At 71.1% G+C, this 15519-nt stretch carries 13 protein-coding genes; 6 read left to right on the top strand and 7 right to left on the bottom strand.

Annotation, left to right across the window (positions count from 1 at the left end; genetic code table 11):
• Nucleotides 1-93: 93 nt before the first annotated feature.
• The 5 genes from WN71_RS22485 to WN71_RS22465 all read right to left on the bottom strand — a co-directional run bounded on the left by WN71_RS22485 (nucleotide 94) and on the right by WN71_RS22465 (nucleotide 4356).
• Nucleotides 94-393 (bottom strand): WXG100 family type VII secretion target, encoded by a 300-nt coding sequence (locus WN71_RS22485; RefSeq protein ID WP_046584726.1) that lies wholly within the window; start codon nucleotides 391-393, stop codon nucleotides 94-96.
• A 45-nt stretch (nucleotides 394-438) separates the two neighbouring features.
• Complete coding sequence (locus WN71_RS22480; protein WP_046584727.1) at nucleotides 439-783, bottom strand: WXG100 family type VII secretion target; 345 nt, start codon at nucleotides 781-783, stop codon at nucleotides 439-441.
• 66 nt (nucleotides 784-849) lie between these two features.
• Nucleotides 850-2046: a S8 family serine peptidase gene (locus WN71_RS22475; protein ID WP_240529717.1), complete on the bottom strand. Its 1197-nt coding sequence runs from the start codon at nucleotides 2044-2046 to the stop codon at nucleotides 850-852.
• Between the two features lie 100 nt (nucleotides 2047-2146).
• The gene (locus WN71_RS22470; protein ID WP_046584728.1) at nucleotides 2147-3910 is read right to left on the bottom strand and encodes a hypothetical protein; all 1764 of its coding nucleotides are present in this window, start codon (nucleotides 3908-3910) and stop codon (nucleotides 2147-2149) included.
• Nucleotides 3911-3912: 2 nt separating this feature from the next.
• Nucleotides 3913-4356, bottom strand: a complete 444-nt coding sequence (locus WN71_RS22465) for a DUF2563 family protein (protein ID WP_046584729.1) — start codon at nucleotides 4354-4356, stop codon at nucleotides 3913-3915.
• Nucleotides 4357-4860: 504 nt separating this feature from the next.
• Here WN71_RS22465 and WN71_RS22460 point away from each other — a divergent pair.
• From WN71_RS22460 to WN71_RS22450, 3 genes are read left to right on the top strand one after another with little or no spacing between them, the layout of a single operon-like run.
• Complete coding sequence (locus WN71_RS22460; protein ID WP_046584730.1) at nucleotides 4861-5340, top strand: hypothetical protein; 480 nt, start codon at nucleotides 4861-4863, stop codon at nucleotides 5338-5340.
• A 9-nt stretch (nucleotides 5341-5349) separates the two neighbouring features.
• A complete protein-coding gene (locus WN71_RS22455) occupies nucleotides 5350-7656 on the top strand; it encodes a DUF6571 family protein (protein WP_046584731.1) in 2307 nt (768 codons plus the stop codon).
• Nucleotides 7653-8192 (top strand): hypothetical protein, encoded by a 540-nt coding sequence (locus WN71_RS22450; RefSeq protein WP_046584732.1) that lies wholly within the window; start codon nucleotides 7653-7655, stop codon nucleotides 8190-8192. The genes WN71_RS22455 and WN71_RS22450 overlap by 4 nt, the downstream gene beginning before the upstream one ends.
• Nucleotides 8193-8205: 13 nt before the next feature.
• Here WN71_RS22450 and mycP read toward each other — a convergent pair whose 3' ends face one another.
• Both mycP and eccB read right to left on the bottom strand, forming a co-directional pair.
• Nucleotides 8206-9480, bottom strand: coding sequence for a type VII secretion-associated serine protease mycosin (gene mycP / locus WN71_RS22445; RefSeq protein WP_206300122.1), 1275 nt, complete (start codon nucleotides 9478-9480; stop codon nucleotides 8206-8208).
• Between the two features lie 23 nt (nucleotides 9481-9503).
• On the bottom strand, nucleotides 9504-11030 hold the full coding sequence (eccB, locus tag WN71_RS22440) for a type VII secretion protein EccB (RefSeq protein ID WP_046584734.1): 1527 nt from the start codon (nucleotides 11028-11030) through the stop codon (nucleotides 9504-9506).
• A gap of 398 nt (nucleotides 11031-11428) precedes the next feature.
• Here eccB and eccE point away from each other — a divergent pair, with 398 nt between their 5' ends.
• The 3 genes from eccE to WN71_RS22425 form a co-directional block, all read left to right on the top strand.
• On the top strand, nucleotides 11429-12601 hold the full coding sequence (gene eccE / locus WN71_RS22435) for a type VII secretion protein EccE (RefSeq protein WP_046584735.1): 1173 nt from the start codon (nucleotides 11429-11431) through the stop codon (nucleotides 12599-12601).
• On the top strand, nucleotides 12601-13410 hold the full coding sequence (locus tag WN71_RS22430) for a hypothetical protein (RefSeq protein ID WP_046584736.1): 810 nt from the start codon (nucleotides 12601-12603) through the stop codon (nucleotides 13408-13410). Before eccE ends, WN71_RS22430 begins: the two co-directional genes overlap by 1 nt.
• A 396-nt stretch (nucleotides 13411-13806) precedes the next feature.
• A partial coding sequence (locus WN71_RS22425) for an SCO5717 family growth-regulating ATPase (RefSeq protein ID WP_276208127.1) occupies nucleotides 13807-15519 on the top strand: 1713 nt, incomplete at its 3' end.

The raw sequence follows: 15519 nt of genomic DNA, 5'->3' as shown, positions 1-15519 counted from the left end.
GCAGGGTCGGGGCAGGGGCCGGGCATGCGGAAGGGTGGGCGCCTCCCGCGCGCGCCCACCCTTATCTACGACCGCCTGCCGCGGCCCGGCTGCCTACTGGAAGTAGGAGGCGGCCTTCTTGTCGCCCTCCATGTAGGTACCGCCCGACTGGTACACGACGTGACCGATGCCGGCCAGCGCGGTGTGGATGTCGCCGGCTTCCTTGTCCCACTTGTGCAGCTTCTCGTTGAAGGTGCCCTGGGCCTGGCCCTCCCAGTACTGGAGGCTCTTCACCACGAGGTTGCGCAGCTCCGCCAGGTCCTGCTCCAGCTGCTTGGCCTCGTTGCCGATGTTGGTGGCGGCGTGGTCGAGCCCGTCGTAAGTGACCGACAATCCGTCGGAGTTATTGGCCATGCCTGTCTACCTCGTCTCTTTCGTGATCAGCAGGGCTCAGCAGGCTCAGTAGGAGCTCAGCGAGGAGATGGGGGTGGTGGACGCGCCGTCCTGCACGTCGATCTTCGCGACGGCGGCGCGGACCTCGTCTTCCTTCGTGTCCTTGATGTTGCGCGTCTTGGTCATCGCCTCGATGACATCGCCCAGGATGGTGCCGATGTTCTTGAGCGACTCGTTGATCTCGTACTGCTTCTTGTCGAAGGCGGCACGGCCGATGCCCTGCCACTTGCCCTCGAGGCCGTCGATGACGGCCTGAAGCCGGTGGACCCGGGTGCTGATGCCCTCGTACTTCTCGTACATCTGCTTCTGGAGAGCGACTACCGCTGCATCTTCGAGCTTCTGGTCTGCCATGATCAGCCAGTCCTTCCTGTCTGCGTTGTGTGAACCGACTGTCCCGGCGGACAGCGGTGTACGACGTCACCCGGCGCGGCGCGCCCGCACCACCGCGAACCCCGCGCCGCCGGCGACGATCACCGCGAGCGCCGCACCGATCGCGACCCACAGCGACGTGCTGCCGCCGGAGTCCTCACTCGATCCTGCCGCGGAAGTGGCGCCGCCTGAAGTGGAGTCGGAGGCTTGTGACGAGGCTGGTGCGGAAGGGGTGGGGGTGTTGGCGGAGTTGGCCAGGAGGTTGCCACCGTTCGCGTCAGCGAGAGGGTCCTCGTTGGCGGGGCCCGGGTCGTAGTGGGGGTTCGCGAGGACGATGCGCGGGCGGACGAAGCCGTAGCCCGCGTACTTGCTCGGGTTGTCCTTCGCCCAGGTCCGGCCCGCGGTGTCGATCAGCGCGCGGGTCACCTGGTTGACGGTCCAGTCGGGGTGGGCGGACCAGATGAGGGCGGCTGCTGCAGAGGCGATCGCGGACGAGGCGCTCGTGCCCTTGCGATCGCAGTACGAGCGGAGGGTGGCGTCGCACCATCCGGGGATCGACTCGCCCGGCGCAGCGAGATCGACGTAGCCTCCGCTAGTCGAGAACTTGGACACGCTCAACGACTTGTTCACGGCGGCGACACCTACGACGTAAGGATAGGAGACGGGATAGCCCATCCGGCTCTTGCCCGAATCCGTGTTGCCGGTGCCGGCGATCAGCAACTTTCCCTTCGAGGCGGCGTATTTGATGGCCGCCTCCTCCTCCGGGTCCACATAGGGTGAGTCGAAGGACATGTTGATGATCTTGGCGTCGCTGTCGGCCGCGGCCCTGATGGCATCCGCCGGTTCGGGCGTCTTGGCCTCTTCCGACTTCTTCACGCCCTCAAGTCGGATGCGGTACGGGACAATCTTCGCCCCCGGCGCCAGCCCCTTGACGCCGCCGCCCACACCCGTCCCCGCGATGAGCTCGGCCATGCTCGTGCCGTGACCTTGATAGTCGTCGGTAGCGTGGTACGCGACCGCTTCGGGGGTCTCGTCAGTGAGCACCTGTCCCTTGAGCGACGGCGTGTTCGGGTTGACCCCCGTGTCGATGACCGCGATCTTGACGCCCTTGCCCGTACTGACCTTCCACATCTGCTCGGCCTGCATTGACTTGAGGTACCACTCCTGCGACTGGGCATCGTAGGCAGTGGCGCTCGGCGCGAATCCGACGCTCACGACGCCCAGAGCGCCGACGAACGCGCCCACGGCGCGCGTCCGTCCCGCACGGCGCGTCCTGAGGAGGGCAGCCTCGTCGACTCGCCTGCCGGTCTCTGACTTCATGGTGTCTGTGTGTCCTCGTTCGCGCTCAGTCGACGACCGGCGGCACGTCGCGCCGGGGCTCGTCGGGCAGATGGGTCTCTTCATCCTCGACCAGGTAGTCCGGGCGGGCTGTGCCCTCATCGTGCTCCCGGTCACGGGACCTTCCATGGCCGCCAGTTCCGCGCACGAGACCAGAGCCTCCACGGGTCATGCCGTTGCGTTCGGCCCGCGCGGCGGAGTTGGTCGCTGCCGGACGGCCCGTGACGGCCTCGGACGAGCCCGTACCGGCACGCGAGGTGGGCGAGTTGGCGCCGGTCCGCCCCGTGGATTCGGCGGCGCCGAAGACACCCCGCTGACCGGGGCGCCCGGTCGCGGGCCGCGCACCGGTCTCCTCCTCGGCACCGATGACGTTGCCGCGCGGGATGCGCGAGCCGTTCTTGCCCGAGCCGGTCGCGGACGTGGGCCGTCCTCCGACGACGCCGTTCGAGCGCCCCGCGCCGGTGGACGGGCCACCCCCGGCCCGCGTCCCCGTGGCACGCGGGGTGCCTCCGGTGACGCCTCGGCCCATGGCGGAAGCCTTGCCCCCGGCGCCGGATCCCTTGGTCAGGGAGCGGCCGGCCGTCTCGGTGGCGCGGCCCATCTGGCCCGTGGTGCCACGTCCCGACGTACGGCCCGTGCCGGACTCGCCCATTCCGGAGGTGCCGGCGCGCCCCTGCGTCCCCAGGGTGCCGCGCATACCGCCCGCTCCGCTGATGCCTCGCCCGGACACGGGCAGCGGACCGACGGGGCTGGGCTCGATGGTGCTCGCGCCGCCACCGACCGAGGGGCTCCCCGTCGCCGGCGGATTGTGGCCGGTGGACGGAACCGTCGTCGTCGGCAGGGTGCCCACCGTGTCGATGTGCGTGTGCGCCGGCGCCGTGGGTGTGTCCGCGTGAGGGACGGTCCCTGGAGTGTGCGTCACGGGCGCCGGGGTGTCCGTCGTCTGGTGGCCGACCGTGTGAGTAGCTGGTGTCGCGGACGAGTGGTGCGCGGACGACGCTGCTACGGAGGTGTGTCCCACAGCTGCCGCATTGGATGCACTGCCGGAGTCCCAGATGCTTCCCCCCTTCGGCTTCGGCACCCCCACATCCGGCATCGACTCAAAAGTGGGCGCCGTCTCGTTCAGCGTCGCCAGTTCGTCCCGGGACACCGCGTAGTACGACGACAACCGATTCATCTGGTTGATCGCCTCTTGGCGGTTGCTCTCCTGGTGCACGGCGGCGGTGTACGCGTCGTTGGTCTTGACCTGCTTGGCCTTGGGGAAGGCCGTGGGCGCCTTCGGGGTGCTGCGCGGGTCGCGCGGCGGCATGGCGTTGCGCACGGACGCGAGGCCCACCGCGGCGGCCGTGATCTGGTCGCCCGCCCCGCCCGCGAAGTCGCTCAGCGCATGCGTGTTGGTGACCAGCGAGCGGCCCCAGGTGCGGAACGCGTCGCCCGACTCGCCCACCCAGGTCACGTTCTCGATGTGCCCGCCGAGTTCGGTGGCGGCCGACTTGATGGCGTCACGCGCGTCCCAGAGCGCCTTGCCGGAGGACTCCAGGTCCTCGGGGTCGGTCGCCTCGACGATGTCGACCATACGGTTCAGGTGGTAGTCCTCGAACTGCGTACGGCCGTGCATCGAGTGACCGTACGCCGTCGAATCGACCGCCGAGCGCATGATGTTGTTGAGGAAGCCGCCCGACTTCGGCTTGTCCTCGATGCCCCGGGCGAAGTCCGTGAAGCTGTTCTGGCCGGAGACGCGGTCCAAGTCCGCCTTGTGCTTGTCCGTCATCGTCACGCCTTCACGTCAGTGCCGTCGCCGCCGCTGGCGCTGCTCTTCTTCGGCTGGAGCTTGTCGATCTCCGTCTGGATCTCCCAGAACCGCCGCCGCTGGTCCTCCTCCAGCGCGTCGAAGCCCTTGTGCGCGCCCTGGACCGCGATGCCGATCGCCTCGATCTGGAGGTGCAGGGTCTTGGACAGGCTGGTCAGCTTCTCGTGGACCGCGTGGTACTGCTCGTAGAGGCCGTGCGCCTCAGGGAAGTCGCCCTGGGTGCCGCTGTTGAGCGAGCCCGCCCTGATCGTCTGCGCGCTGACCTTCGTCGGATTGCCCGCCGACGACTCCAGGTCGCGCAGGACCCCGTCGACCCGCTTCATGAACGTGGTCAACGCCTCTCCACTGGCTTCCAGGTTCGCGGCCCTGGTCGCCGACACGCCCCCCACCATGTCTGCCGGAAGCACGACGCTCCTCCCCGTTTTCTCCCCGTCACCCCGTGATACGCGCCGAGCGGGACCGATCGCTCACCCGCCCTACGATCGCAAAGCGAGCCGTTCCTCTCAACGCCTTTACCACTGTAGTCAAACGGCACATCAGGTCCAACCAGGGTGTGTGTTAACTCAGTTACGGCCTAGCATCAGGCGCCGCGCTTTGCCCGGAATCACCGGTTTGCTGCGAAGGATCGTGAAGGCTCAACTACCGCACGGTGTCGGGCCACTGACTGACCGTGAGCGTCATGGGCGGGCGACAACAACCCTTCCCCGGCACGCGGCGCCCGTTCATTCATCCGTGGGTCGGCATGAACTCGCGCAATCCTCCACCCGGGAGAGTGATCGGCAAGCCCCGAACATGGCGAGAAATTTCCCTGTTCCGGGTTGCCGACTTGACCTGGCCCGGCTTCCGGAGGTGGCATCGTCCAACCGAGTCGGGCTCTGGAGCACGAATTCACGGGGGACAGTGATGCACGCGTGACGTGGGACGAATGGGAGCACCTCAAGGCCTCGGCGGCCGAACGGCAGTCGCCTCACACCCATCTCGACCAGGTGGCGGCCGACTCCGGTGGCGGATCCGCGGACTCGGGCGACCTGGTGGTGCACCAGGACGATCTGGGTGCCGTGGGGCACGAGGCGCACGTCCTCTACGACCACGTGCGCGCGCAGGCCGACATCGCCGGGGCGGGGGCGGACAAGAGCGGGGCCGGCACCACGATGCGGGCCGCCGCCGAGCTGAAGTCCCATGGCCTCGCCATCGGCGGCGCCCTGGAGACGACCGTCACGGTGTGGACCTCACAGGTCGACTCCGTGCTGCAGGCGTGCGCACATGTCTCGAACCACCTCGACTACAGCCGGAAACGGCACGCGGAGGACGACGAGACGATCGCGGCGGCCGTACGCGAGCGTGACGGCTCCGCCCTGTCCGTCTCGCAGCTCGACCAGTACTTCGAGTAGGGGGCCCCGATGGCGTTCACGTTCACCGACCTCATCGAGGTCGACCTCGGCAAGCTCGCCGCGTCCGTCTCGGACTGGAAGAAGACCGTCGACGGGCTCAAGGCGACCGCGGAGAACGCCCGCAAGGGCATGCAGGCCACATCCGACGCCGCCCGCTGGGCCGGCGTCAACGCGACCGTCACCCGGGAGTTCATCACCAAAACCACGAAGGAGATCGCTGACCTCCACACCGAGGCGAACAGCATCTTCCAGGTGCTCGACGACGGACAGACGGAGCTCGCCTCTCTCCAGCGGCAGCTCAAGAAGGCCGTCCAGGAGGACGCTTCGAGTCTCGGCGTCCGTGTGGAGGACATCGGCGGCGGCAGGGTTCGATGCTTCTTCCCGCATGTCCGGGGGGATTCGGACGAGCACACCCACGAACAGCTCGGCGGCCGACAGGAGTTGGAGGGGCGGATCAACCGGATCCTCGCCCACGCCGCGGAGATCGACGCCTCTGTCGCCCGGGCGCTGGCCAGGAGCCACGGCGGCGATGCCCACAACGCGGGACACAGCGCCTACGCGTCCCTGAACGACGCCGAGGTCGAGCGCGCTCTGGAGCTGGCGCACAAGGGCCACCACATGTCCGACGCGGAACTGCGCGAGCTCAACAGCCTGCTCCGGTTCAACTCCACCGAGAAGGACGGAGAGTTCGCGACCGAGTTCTACAAGGGCCTCGGCGGACCGGAGAAGACCCTGGAGTTCTACGCCGAGATGTCCGTCGACGGCACCGGCGCCGACGCGACGAAGACCCGGCTCGACGAGGTGCGGGACCTTCAGAAGGCCATGGGCCAGACCCTGGCCGACGCCACGGACCCCGACCACAGGTACCACCTGCCCGAGAGCTGGAACTCGGAGTTCCGGCGCCTGGGCACCCGGCAGATCGGCTGGGAGCGCGGGCAGATGAACAAGCCGTACGGGTATCAGGTCCTCGGCGGGCTGCTCCGCTACGGCGACTACGACGCACGCTTCCTCACGCCGATCGCGGAACACATCACGCAACTCCACCAGAAAGACCCGTACTTCTTCCTGGAGAACAAGCCCGCCGGCAATCCCGACCTCTACGGCTTCAATCCGTCGGGGAGACTCGGGACGGGCAACGACCCGCTCAACAGCGTGCTGGAAGCCCTCGGCCACAGTCCCGGGGCCGCCGAGAAGTTCTTCACCCAGCCGCCCACCGCGTACAACGAGGACGGCACGGTCAGGACCGGCGGTCGCGTCGGCTTCGACTCCTACCTCGACCTGTTCACCGACAAGGATTTCGAGTGGACGATCGACACGAATGACACGAATGTCTTCGCCGACCAGGACAAATCGAAGAACGCGCTGAACTTCGGTCCCGACGCGCTCGGGCACGCGCTCGAAGCGGCCACGACGGGACGGCCGTACGACAGCGACGACACCGCCGACGCGATCAGGCACACCGCGGCACGCGCGCACCTGGTGAGCGAGATCGTCGACAAGTTCGGCGCGAACCCGGAACTCATCCGGCACAACGAGAACGGCGACGTGGACGAGGACTCGGGACCGCTGTACGCGCTGCGTGACAGCCTCGGCGACATCACGTCCGAGTACATGGGGGACTTTCAGCGGACCATGTACCAGGAGGATCCCGGCAGTGATCTCTTCCCCGCCTTCGGCGAACCGGCCGATCTGGACACGGGGCACACGGTTCGCTTCCTGAGCGAGGTGGGGCAGGACCCCGACGCCTATGCCACGATCACAAGCGGCCAGCAGGCCTACACGAGCCAGGTCGTGGACCACGTCATCAACGGCGACAGCCAGTCGACGGCATCACTGGACGGACGCGTGGGAGCCGCCGTGGCCCCCGGGTCGGTGATCGCCGGCATCATGAGCGACTCCAGGGCTCACGCGATCTACGAGTACCACGCCGCGGCCGACGCCGATTACAACGAAGCGGCAGCCGACAAGCAGAAGTGGGTGAACCGCGTTCTCGGCATGGGCATCGAGAAGGTCGGCGAACGCGTTCCCGTCGCGGGTGCTCCGCTCGAATGGGCCTCGGAGGACATCCAGGAGTCCATCATGAAGAGCATCGAGCAGGACACTTCGAATGAGGCGGGTGCGGAGGCCAGTTCGAGCTACACCTCCGGGCGCCGCGCGGCCATCGAATCGGCTGAGTCCGCTGTCGATCACGCCTTGATGAACAATCAGGCCATCAATTCCGACACGGCCGACGACTTGAGGAGGGCCGTACGCGAATCCGCCGGTGCCAGCCACTCGGAGGGCGCCCAGTGGAACTCGGAGGGCAAGGCACCGTGAAGATCACGTCAGACGTTCTGCGGGGAGTCTCACTGTTCGTCGCAGCGGTGGCGACGGCGGCGTGCTCTTCGGACCAGCCCGACCACGAGTTCACCGTTCCGAAGACCCTGTGCGGAATATCCGTCCCGGTTGACGCCCTCACCCGCCTGCTGCCCGCCTCCGGCAAGAAGCTCACGGCCGAGCAGGACGGACATGTGGACGACGGCACCATGTTGTGCAACGTGTCGGTCGACGGACACGAGGTACTGGTGGTCAGCCAGGAGCGCATCACCGCCGGTGCCACGGCACGGGGTCTGCTGGTCGAACGGCTCTCGATCTGGGATCAGAAGTCGGCGCAGGGCGGCTCCATCGCGTACGTCGATCACGCCGCGACGTCGGTCGTCGAGTGCCGAGGAGCCGCGGTCGAGGAGGAGGACATCAGCACCTTCATCAGCGTGCTGAAGCCCGGCCGTTCCGACGAGTCCGCCATGAAGACCTTGATCTCCGGCTACACCGCCTCGCTCGAGAAGCGGAAGCCCTGTCTGCCGAAGCCCTGACCGCCGGCCTTCGTCAGGCGGGGTCGTGCAGCCTCGCGCGGCGGCGTCTGGTGTCGCGTACGGCCACGGCGGTGCCGGCCAGCCCCGCCACCAAGACCCCCGCGCCGACGATCACATACGTGGCGAGGCGGGTGTCGCGTTCCTCGGCTGTCTCGCCCACGGGCAGCGGGGCCACCGACGGGGCCTCGGCGCCGGTCACTCCGCCCTCGGGGCGCGGTGATTCGACCGGGTGCGCGGGGTCGACGTCGGTGAGGGCCTTCACGGGGTCGACCACGCCCCAGCCGACCAGGCGGTCCCGGCCGGGGATGGAGCGCTCGGCGGTCTCCTCGATCTGGGCGACGATCTCCTTCGCCGTCCAGTCGGGGTACTTGGACTTCAGCAGCGCGGCGACTCCGGCGACGTACGGGGCCGAGAAGCTGGTGCCGTTGTCCGAGCAGTGGCCGCCGCCGGGGACCGTGGAGATCATGTCGACGCCGGGGGCCGCCACACCGACGAAGTCGCCGGACTGGGAGAAGGACGCGCGTTCGTTGTTGCGGTCGGAGGCCGCGACCGCGAGGACGCCGTCGTAGGAGGCGGGGTAGGTGACCTTGACGTTGCCGCCGAGTCCGTCGTTGCCCGCCGAGGCCACGACGACGATCTGCTTGGCCAGGGCGTAGCCCACGGCCTGCTGCAACTTCCCGTCCGGTTCCACCGCGTTGGCCGTGTCCTGGGAGATGTTGATGACGTCCGCGCCCTTGTCGACGGCGTAGCGGATGGACTCGGCGAGGGTCTCGGCGGTGCCGTCGCCGTCCGCGTCGTTCTGCTTCACGGGGATGATCGTGGCGTCGGGGGCCAGGCCCACGAAGCCGGTGCCCGAGTGCGGCCGGGCGGCGATGATGCCGGCGACCTTGGTGCCGTGACCGACTGTGTCGGTGGTGCCGTGGGTGTTGCCGCGGTCGATCTTCTCGCCCTTGGTGTTCTTCGGGGGGAGGAAGTTCCTGCCCAGCGACCCGTTCACCGCCTTGGTGAGTTGCGGGTTCTTGACGTCCACCCCGGTGTCGATCACCGCGACCTCGACGCCCTTGCCGGTCGACTGGGCCCACAACTCGTCGAGGTTGACGCGTTGCAGGGCCCAGGGGCGGCCCGAGTAGTTTTTCGACGGGAACGTGCACTCGCCGCCGTCGTCCGCGTGGGCCACCGCGGCCGGCAGGGCGAGGACGGACGTCGTCGCCGTGAGTGCCGTGGCGGCGGCCAGGACGGCGGCCCGCCGCGCACCCGCCCGCATCCTCGAATCCCAGTCCTTCAGCATCGGTTCGCTCTCCCCCGCCGCGCCTAGGAGCCCTGCGGCTGCCGTGCCGCCGCCTCGGACAGTCGCGGCCCCGTCGGCAGGAACGTCGACCATTCCGCCGGGATCGGCACGGGGGTCACCTTGTCGTAGCCGAGGCGGGTCTGGGCGATCTGGGCCTCGCTGGCTTCCTGCTTGCGCTGCGCGTCCGAGGTGCCGATGCCCTGGTCGTCGGTGGCGCTGTCGCTGTTGGACTGGAGGGCGTAGCGCAGGCCGGTGTCGGTGACGAGGAAGACGCCGCCCGCCTTGGTCTCGGTGCCCTGGAACTGCCGGTAGAGCTGGCCCGATCCGGGGGTGACGTAGGCGCTGGAGGAGCCGGTGGGCAGCTGCGCGGGGAAGCCTGTGCCGACCCAGGTGGAGAGCGTCGTCGTACCGTTGCCGGAGTCGACCGAACGCAGCACGTCGCACACGGTGTTGGCGCCGCTGGTGGCGCTGGAGCCGTCGTTGACGGTCCTCGGGCGGTACGTCGGCCACTTCTTGTCGGCGGCGAACGTGGTGCTGTCGGCGACGGCGCCGGGGCTGACCTGCTGCGCCTCACCGGCCTGCCCGACCCCGACGAGGTCGCCGCTGTTGAGCAGCAGCGTGGCGGTGAACTCCGAGATCCGGGCCACCTTGCCCCGGAGCACGACGTAGTACTGCATCACCCGGCCGTCGGGGGCCTTGATGACCTCGCCGACCTTGTCGTACTGGTCGAAGCCGGAGAGGGCGCCGGCCTTGCTTCCCGGCTGCCCGTCGATCGTGGGAATGGCGATCGGGTCGCCGGTGTGCAGGGTGTCGAGCCATTCCTGGGAGACGCGCTGCGGGGCGCGGCCCTGGGTGTCGAGGGCCTTGAGGAGTTCTTTGTCCTGCGCGTCGCCGACCTGGTACTTGTAGCCGTGCGCGTCGACGACCCACTGGGTGGTGCCGTCGGGGCCGACGACGTACATGAGGTCGCCACCGGAGAGCCTGCCGCCGCCCTCGGTCTTGGACCAGTCCTTCTCGGCGAGGACGAACGCGGCCTTCTGGATGGTCCGTCCGCCGGCGCTGGGCCGTTCGCAGACCGCCCAGTGCTTCGCGGACACGGCCTCGCCGTCGGAGGGGAGCCGGTCGGGGGCGTAGGGGATGCCGATGGTGGCGCCGTGCGGGGGCTTGCCGCTGTCGAGGACCTTCTCGTCGACGGTGATGACGTCGGCCTTGCTCGGGTCCAGCAGCAGTTTCGCGGAGGCCATGTTGAGCACGGGGTGCAGCTGCGTCTCGTGGCCCGTCTTCAGCACCACGTACCGGGTGGTGGACTTGCTCGCCACGATGACGTGCGCGCCGGGGGTGTCCCAGCCCTTCTGCGCGGTGGGGCTGAACAGGCCGACCGCGCCGAACACGGCGAGGATCACGATGCCCACGACGACACCCGGCACCAGGGCGCCCAGCGGCTTGGGCGCGCCCTCCTCGGAGCCCGTCGGCGAGGGCTGGAGGAAGGATGCCAGGGTGCGGCGCTTCGCGAAGGTGTAGGCGTTGAGTTCGTCCCGCCGTGATGCCATCTGTGTCCGCTCTCTCCCCGTTGCGGAGCCGTGGGGGACCTGTGAAGATCCGGCCCCCGCCCGTGGTCGCCTCTGTTGACTCAGCTGCCTCAGCTGTCAGATGCGCCCCCTACTATGCCTGTTGCCGGGCCGTGCGCGTGGCACGGGTAGGGTGCTCAGACCTTGCGGGAACCTGGGTGCACGGTTTTTCGGGAGAGTTCGGGGGTTTTGGAGTGATGGCTGCCGCATCGCGGACCCGGTCGCGATCGCAATCGGGGGCACAGCCGGACGAGACGGGCCGTTCGGGCCCGCGTGGCTCCTCTGTCGCCGCGCAGCGCGCCGGGGCCTCGGCCGTCGCGGGTCGGGGTGCCGCCACTCCGCATCTGAAGTCCCGTTCCGGCCGGGGTGGTTCGTTCGGGATGCAGCGGCTGGTGCTGCTGGAGCTGGCCGCCGCGCTGGTGGTGTGCGGCTGGCTCGCGGGCCCCGTGGCGCTCGTCGCGGCGGGCGCGGTCGCGGCGGTGCTGGTGGTGCTCGCTCTGGTACGGCGCCGTGGGCACTCCCTGCCGGAGTGGCTGGGGACCCTGCTGGCGCTGCGGGCGCGCAAGCGGCGCGCTGCGGGCGCCCAGGTGTCGGCCGGCACCGACGCCGGGCTGGCGCCGGCGGTCGAATGCGACCCGAATCTGCGGACGTTCAGCCTGGGCCGCGGCGACGACCGGCGGCCGGTGGGCATGGTCGGCGACGGCGGCTTCCTGACCGCCGTACTGCAAGTGGAGTCGGACGCGGGCGCGTTGCGGGCGGAGCGGGGGCTGCGGCCGCTGCCGGTCGGGCTGGTGCGGGACACCCTCGACGTGGACGGCATCCGGTTGGAGTCGGCGCAGATCGTGGTGCACACACAGCCCGCGCCCGCGCTGCACCTGCCGCAGCAGTCGGTCGTGGTGAGCAACTACGCGCCGTTGCAGGCGCAGACCGGCTCCCCGGCGGTGCGCATCACGTGGATCGCGCTGAAGCTCGACCCCGAGCTGTGCCCGGAGGCGGTCGCCGCGCGCGGTGGCGGCCTGGTCGGGGCGCAGAAGTGCCTGGCGCGGTCGGCGGAGCACCTCGCGAGCCGGCTCTCCGGGGCGGGGCTGCGGGCCAATGTGCTCACCGAGGAGGAGCTGACGGCGGCCATCGCCACGTCCGCGTGCGCCAACCCGATGGTGACCGCGCAGGCCGGCCGCGGTGACGCGCCGCAGCGCCGGACCGAGGAGTCGAGCCGCAGCTGGCGCTGCGACAACCGCCGGCACACGACGTACTGGGTGCGCCGCTGGCCGCAGTTGGGCGGTTCGGGGCTCTCCCTGGCGCAACTGGTCGCGCAGTTGACGGCCGTGCCCGCACTGGCGACGACGTTCAGCCTGACGCTGGCCCGCGGCGAGCAGCAGGACGTGTCCCTCACCGGGCATCTGCGCATCACCGGGCGCAGCAGCAGCGAACTGAGCACCGCCCGGCGCGATCTGGAGCAGTCGGCCCGGCAGGTGCGGGCCGGGATCGTCCGCCTGGACCGCGAACAGCTGCCCGGTGTTCTGGCCACTCTGCCGCTCGGAGGTGCCCGCTGATGGCCCCGACCTCATCGACGACGACCTCGGGCGCGGGCACCGCGTCCGGCCCGGGGGCGTTTGCGGTCCCCGGTTCCGGCGACGGACGGTCCGCGGGCGTCGGGGCGCGGCTGCGCGCCGGATTCGGGCTGCTCGGACCGCGCCATCCGCGGCACACGCTCTCCGTGGACCAGGTCGACGCGCTGTCCCTGCCGATCGGGGACGACGGCGTCGTGGTGGGCGTGAACACCGAGGGGCTGCCCGCCGTGCTCGGCGTCAACCGGCCCACGCCGTACGACATCGTGCTGATCGGCGGGCTGTGGACCGCGCAGGTCCTCGCGCTGCGGGCGGCGGCGACCGGCGCGCGGGTGGCCGTGGAGACGGGCCGGGCCGCCGCGTGGATGCCGATGGTGCACGCCATGGGCGGCGGGCAGAACGGCCTCGCGGTGCACGACGTCGGCCGGGTGCCCCCGCAGGGCGCGTCGGCGGGCACGCCGGTGCTGGTGGTGCGGGACTGCGGGATGCGGCCGCCGCGCGGGCGGGTGGCCTCGGCGCCCTGGCAGTCGGTGCTGACGCTGCTGCCGTATCTGAGCCCGGTGGCACCCCGGTTGATGCGGCAGGCGCGGCTCGTGGGCGTGCAGCGCGTCTCCCCCGACGAGGCCACCGAGATCGGGCGGGTGATCGGGCTGCCGCGCCCCGAACTCGAGTCTCTGCCCTCGCTGCCCGACGGCGTCACGCTGTGGTGCACCGAGCGGGACCGGCAGTACGTCATGACCCAGCCGACGGACCCGGAGACGGGACTGCTGGGCATGGCACGGCGGATGGACTGAGCAGCGCCTGCCGTACGTCTCCGGTCCGCGTGGACGGCGCCAGGGTGCCGGTCCGCGGAGGCGGCGGCGTGAGGGAGCCGGTCCGCGTGGTCGGCCTCAGGGTGCCGGTCCGCGGAGGCGGCCTCAGGGAGTCGTCCGCGGGGCCGACGGGTGGCCCGGACGCGGCAGTTGGGGACCGATGTCCGACTTGCCGGTATCCGGCGTACATCAACGGGTGGGCGGGCCTGCCGGGCCCGCCGACTTGGTGATTAGGCTGGGGCAGGGCACGTCGCGAGTACCCGTGAGCGGGTCGTGCGCGCTCCAGAGGCCCAAGGGGGGCGTTCCGGCGGCCGGTTCGGCGGCCGCGGCCGCCACCAGCACGCCACGAGGGCGAGTTCGACCACTTCAGGAGGCACAGTGAACAGCGATCGGGACGGGATCCGCGGGGGCTGGGGCACACCCGACGACGACCAGCCCGACGCCGAGTCCGCCATCGACATGACGGGCGAGTTCACCATCGACTACGCGCCGCCGGCCTGGTACACGCAGAACGCGTCCGGCGCGACGGGCGGCGGTGCGGCGGGCCCGGCCGGGCCCGTGTCCCCGGCGGCTCCGGCGAGCGGCTCCGTGCCGCCTCCGCCGCCGGTCGGCGCGCCGGTGCCGGTCCCGGACCTGCCGCCGGCGTGGTCGCGCCCGCAGTCCGCCACCCCGGCGGCGCTGGGCGCGCAGGGCGGCGACCACGGTGACCCGGGCGGTCTGTCCGGCCCGGGTGACTCCGCCGGTTCCGGCGCCCCGTCCGACGCGGGCGCGTTGTCCGGGTCAGGGTCCGGGACCCAGTCCGAGGTCGGCGCCCTGTCCGGGCCCGGCGACCCGCTGTCCGGGTCCGGCGCCCTGTCCGCGTCCGGCGGCCGGCCCACGTCCGGCAGCCGGCCCGCCTCAGGCGGTCCCTCCGGCATCGGCGACTCCTCCGCCTTCGCGGACGAGGAGGACGGAAGCGGCGACCTCGTCAGCGGTGCCACCATGCGGATCTCCTCGGTCGCGCTACGGCGCGAGATCGCGGAGCGCGCGGGTACGGCGGGAGACGCCGAGCAGGCCGCAGGCGCGCCCACCGCGGCCCCCGAGGAGCCCGTGGCGCACGCGGACGCGCCCACGTCCGGGGGTACCGCCGCGCAGGAGCCCGGCTCCCCCACCGATGGAGCGGACGCCACGGCCGAAGCCGGGGAGACGCCGGCCGACGCGCAGGGGCCGGACGCCGGCCCCGCGGACGCCGAGCACACCGGTTCCGCACACACCGGTTCCGTGCACACCGACTCCGCACGCACCGACTCCGAGCACACGGACGACCCAGAGGTCGCGGAGGCCCCCGGCGCGGACGCCGCCCCGGTCACCGGAGCCGACGCGGCGCCCGCCGCCGACGCGCCGCAGCACGGGCCCGGCGACCCGCAGGCACCCCACTCGGCCGAGGCGTCCCGGGACTCGCAGGCCCAGGACGGTTCCGAGGGTGCCCTGGGCGGCCACGACGGCGTCGCGGGCGCCCAGGGCGAACAGCCGCCCGCCCCGGTGACGGCCCCGTACCCGACCCAGGCCCCCGAGGCCGCGCAGACCGCCCACACCGCCGCCCAGGACGCGCCGCCCGCGTGGGCGCCGCCGCCCGTGCCGCAGCAGGGCGTACCGCCGCTGCCGCCGTCGTACCAGCCCGCCGCGCCCGCCCCGGCGGCGCAGTGGCCCGCGCAGCCTCAGCAGCCGTACCCGCCGATGCCCCCGCAGCCGCAGGCCCCGCAGCAGCCGTTCCAGCCGCAGGCGCCGGATCAGGCGCCCGCCGCCTGGCAGCAGCAGGCCGCCCCGCAGTCCGGCGGCTACGCCTACCCGCCCGCGGCCCCGGACGCGGCCGCCCCGCAGGCTCCGGCCCCGCAGCAGCCCATGCCCGCGCCGCCGCAGCCCCAGGCATCGGGCGGCTACGCCTACCCGCCGCAGGAGGCACAGGCCCCGACGGCCCCGCCCACCCCCGCCCAGCCGCAGGCCTCCGGCGGCTACGCCTACCCCCCGGCCGCGCAGCCCCAGCCCCAGCCCCAGACATCCGGCGGTTACGCCTACCCGCCGCAAGAGGCACAGGCCCCCGCGGCCCCGCCC

Origin of the sequence: Streptomyces mangrovisoli (assembly GCF_000974985.2) — a bacterium.
GTDB lineage: Bacteria > Actinomycetota > Actinomycetes > Streptomycetales > Streptomycetaceae > Streptomyces > Streptomyces mangrovisoli.
This window is presented reverse-complemented; position numbering and strand designations above follow the sequence as displayed.

Coding starts and splice junctions, on each gene's coding strand:
- WN71_RS22485 (WP_046584726.1), bottom strand. CDS start 393: ATGGCCAATAACTCCGACGGATTGTCGGTCACTTACGACGGGCTCGAC.
- WN71_RS22480 (WP_046584727.1), bottom strand. CDS start 783: ATGGCAGACCAGAAGCTCGAAGATGCAGCGGTAGTCGCTCTCCAGAAG.
- WN71_RS22470 (WP_046584728.1), bottom strand. CDS start 3,910: ATGACGGACAAGCACAAGGCGGACTTGGACCGCGTCTCCGGCCAGAAC.
- WN71_RS22455 (WP_046584731.1), top strand. CDS start 5,350: ATGGCGTTCACGTTCACCGACCTCATCGAGGTCGACCTCGGCAAGCTC.
- mycP (WP_206300122.1), bottom strand. CDS start 9,480: ATGCTGAAGGACTGGGATTCGAGGATGCGGGCGGGTGCGCGGCGGGCC.
- eccB (WP_046584734.1), bottom strand. CDS start 11,030: ATGGCATCACGGCGGGACGAACTCAACGCCTACACCTTCGCGAAGCGC.
- eccE (WP_046584735.1), top strand. CDS start 11,429: ATGCAGCGGCTGGTGCTGCTGGAGCTGGCCGCCGCGCTGGTGGTGTGC.
- WN71_RS22430 (WP_046584736.1), top strand. CDS start 12,601: ATGGCCCCGACCTCATCGACGACGACCTCGGGCGCGGGCACCGCGTCC.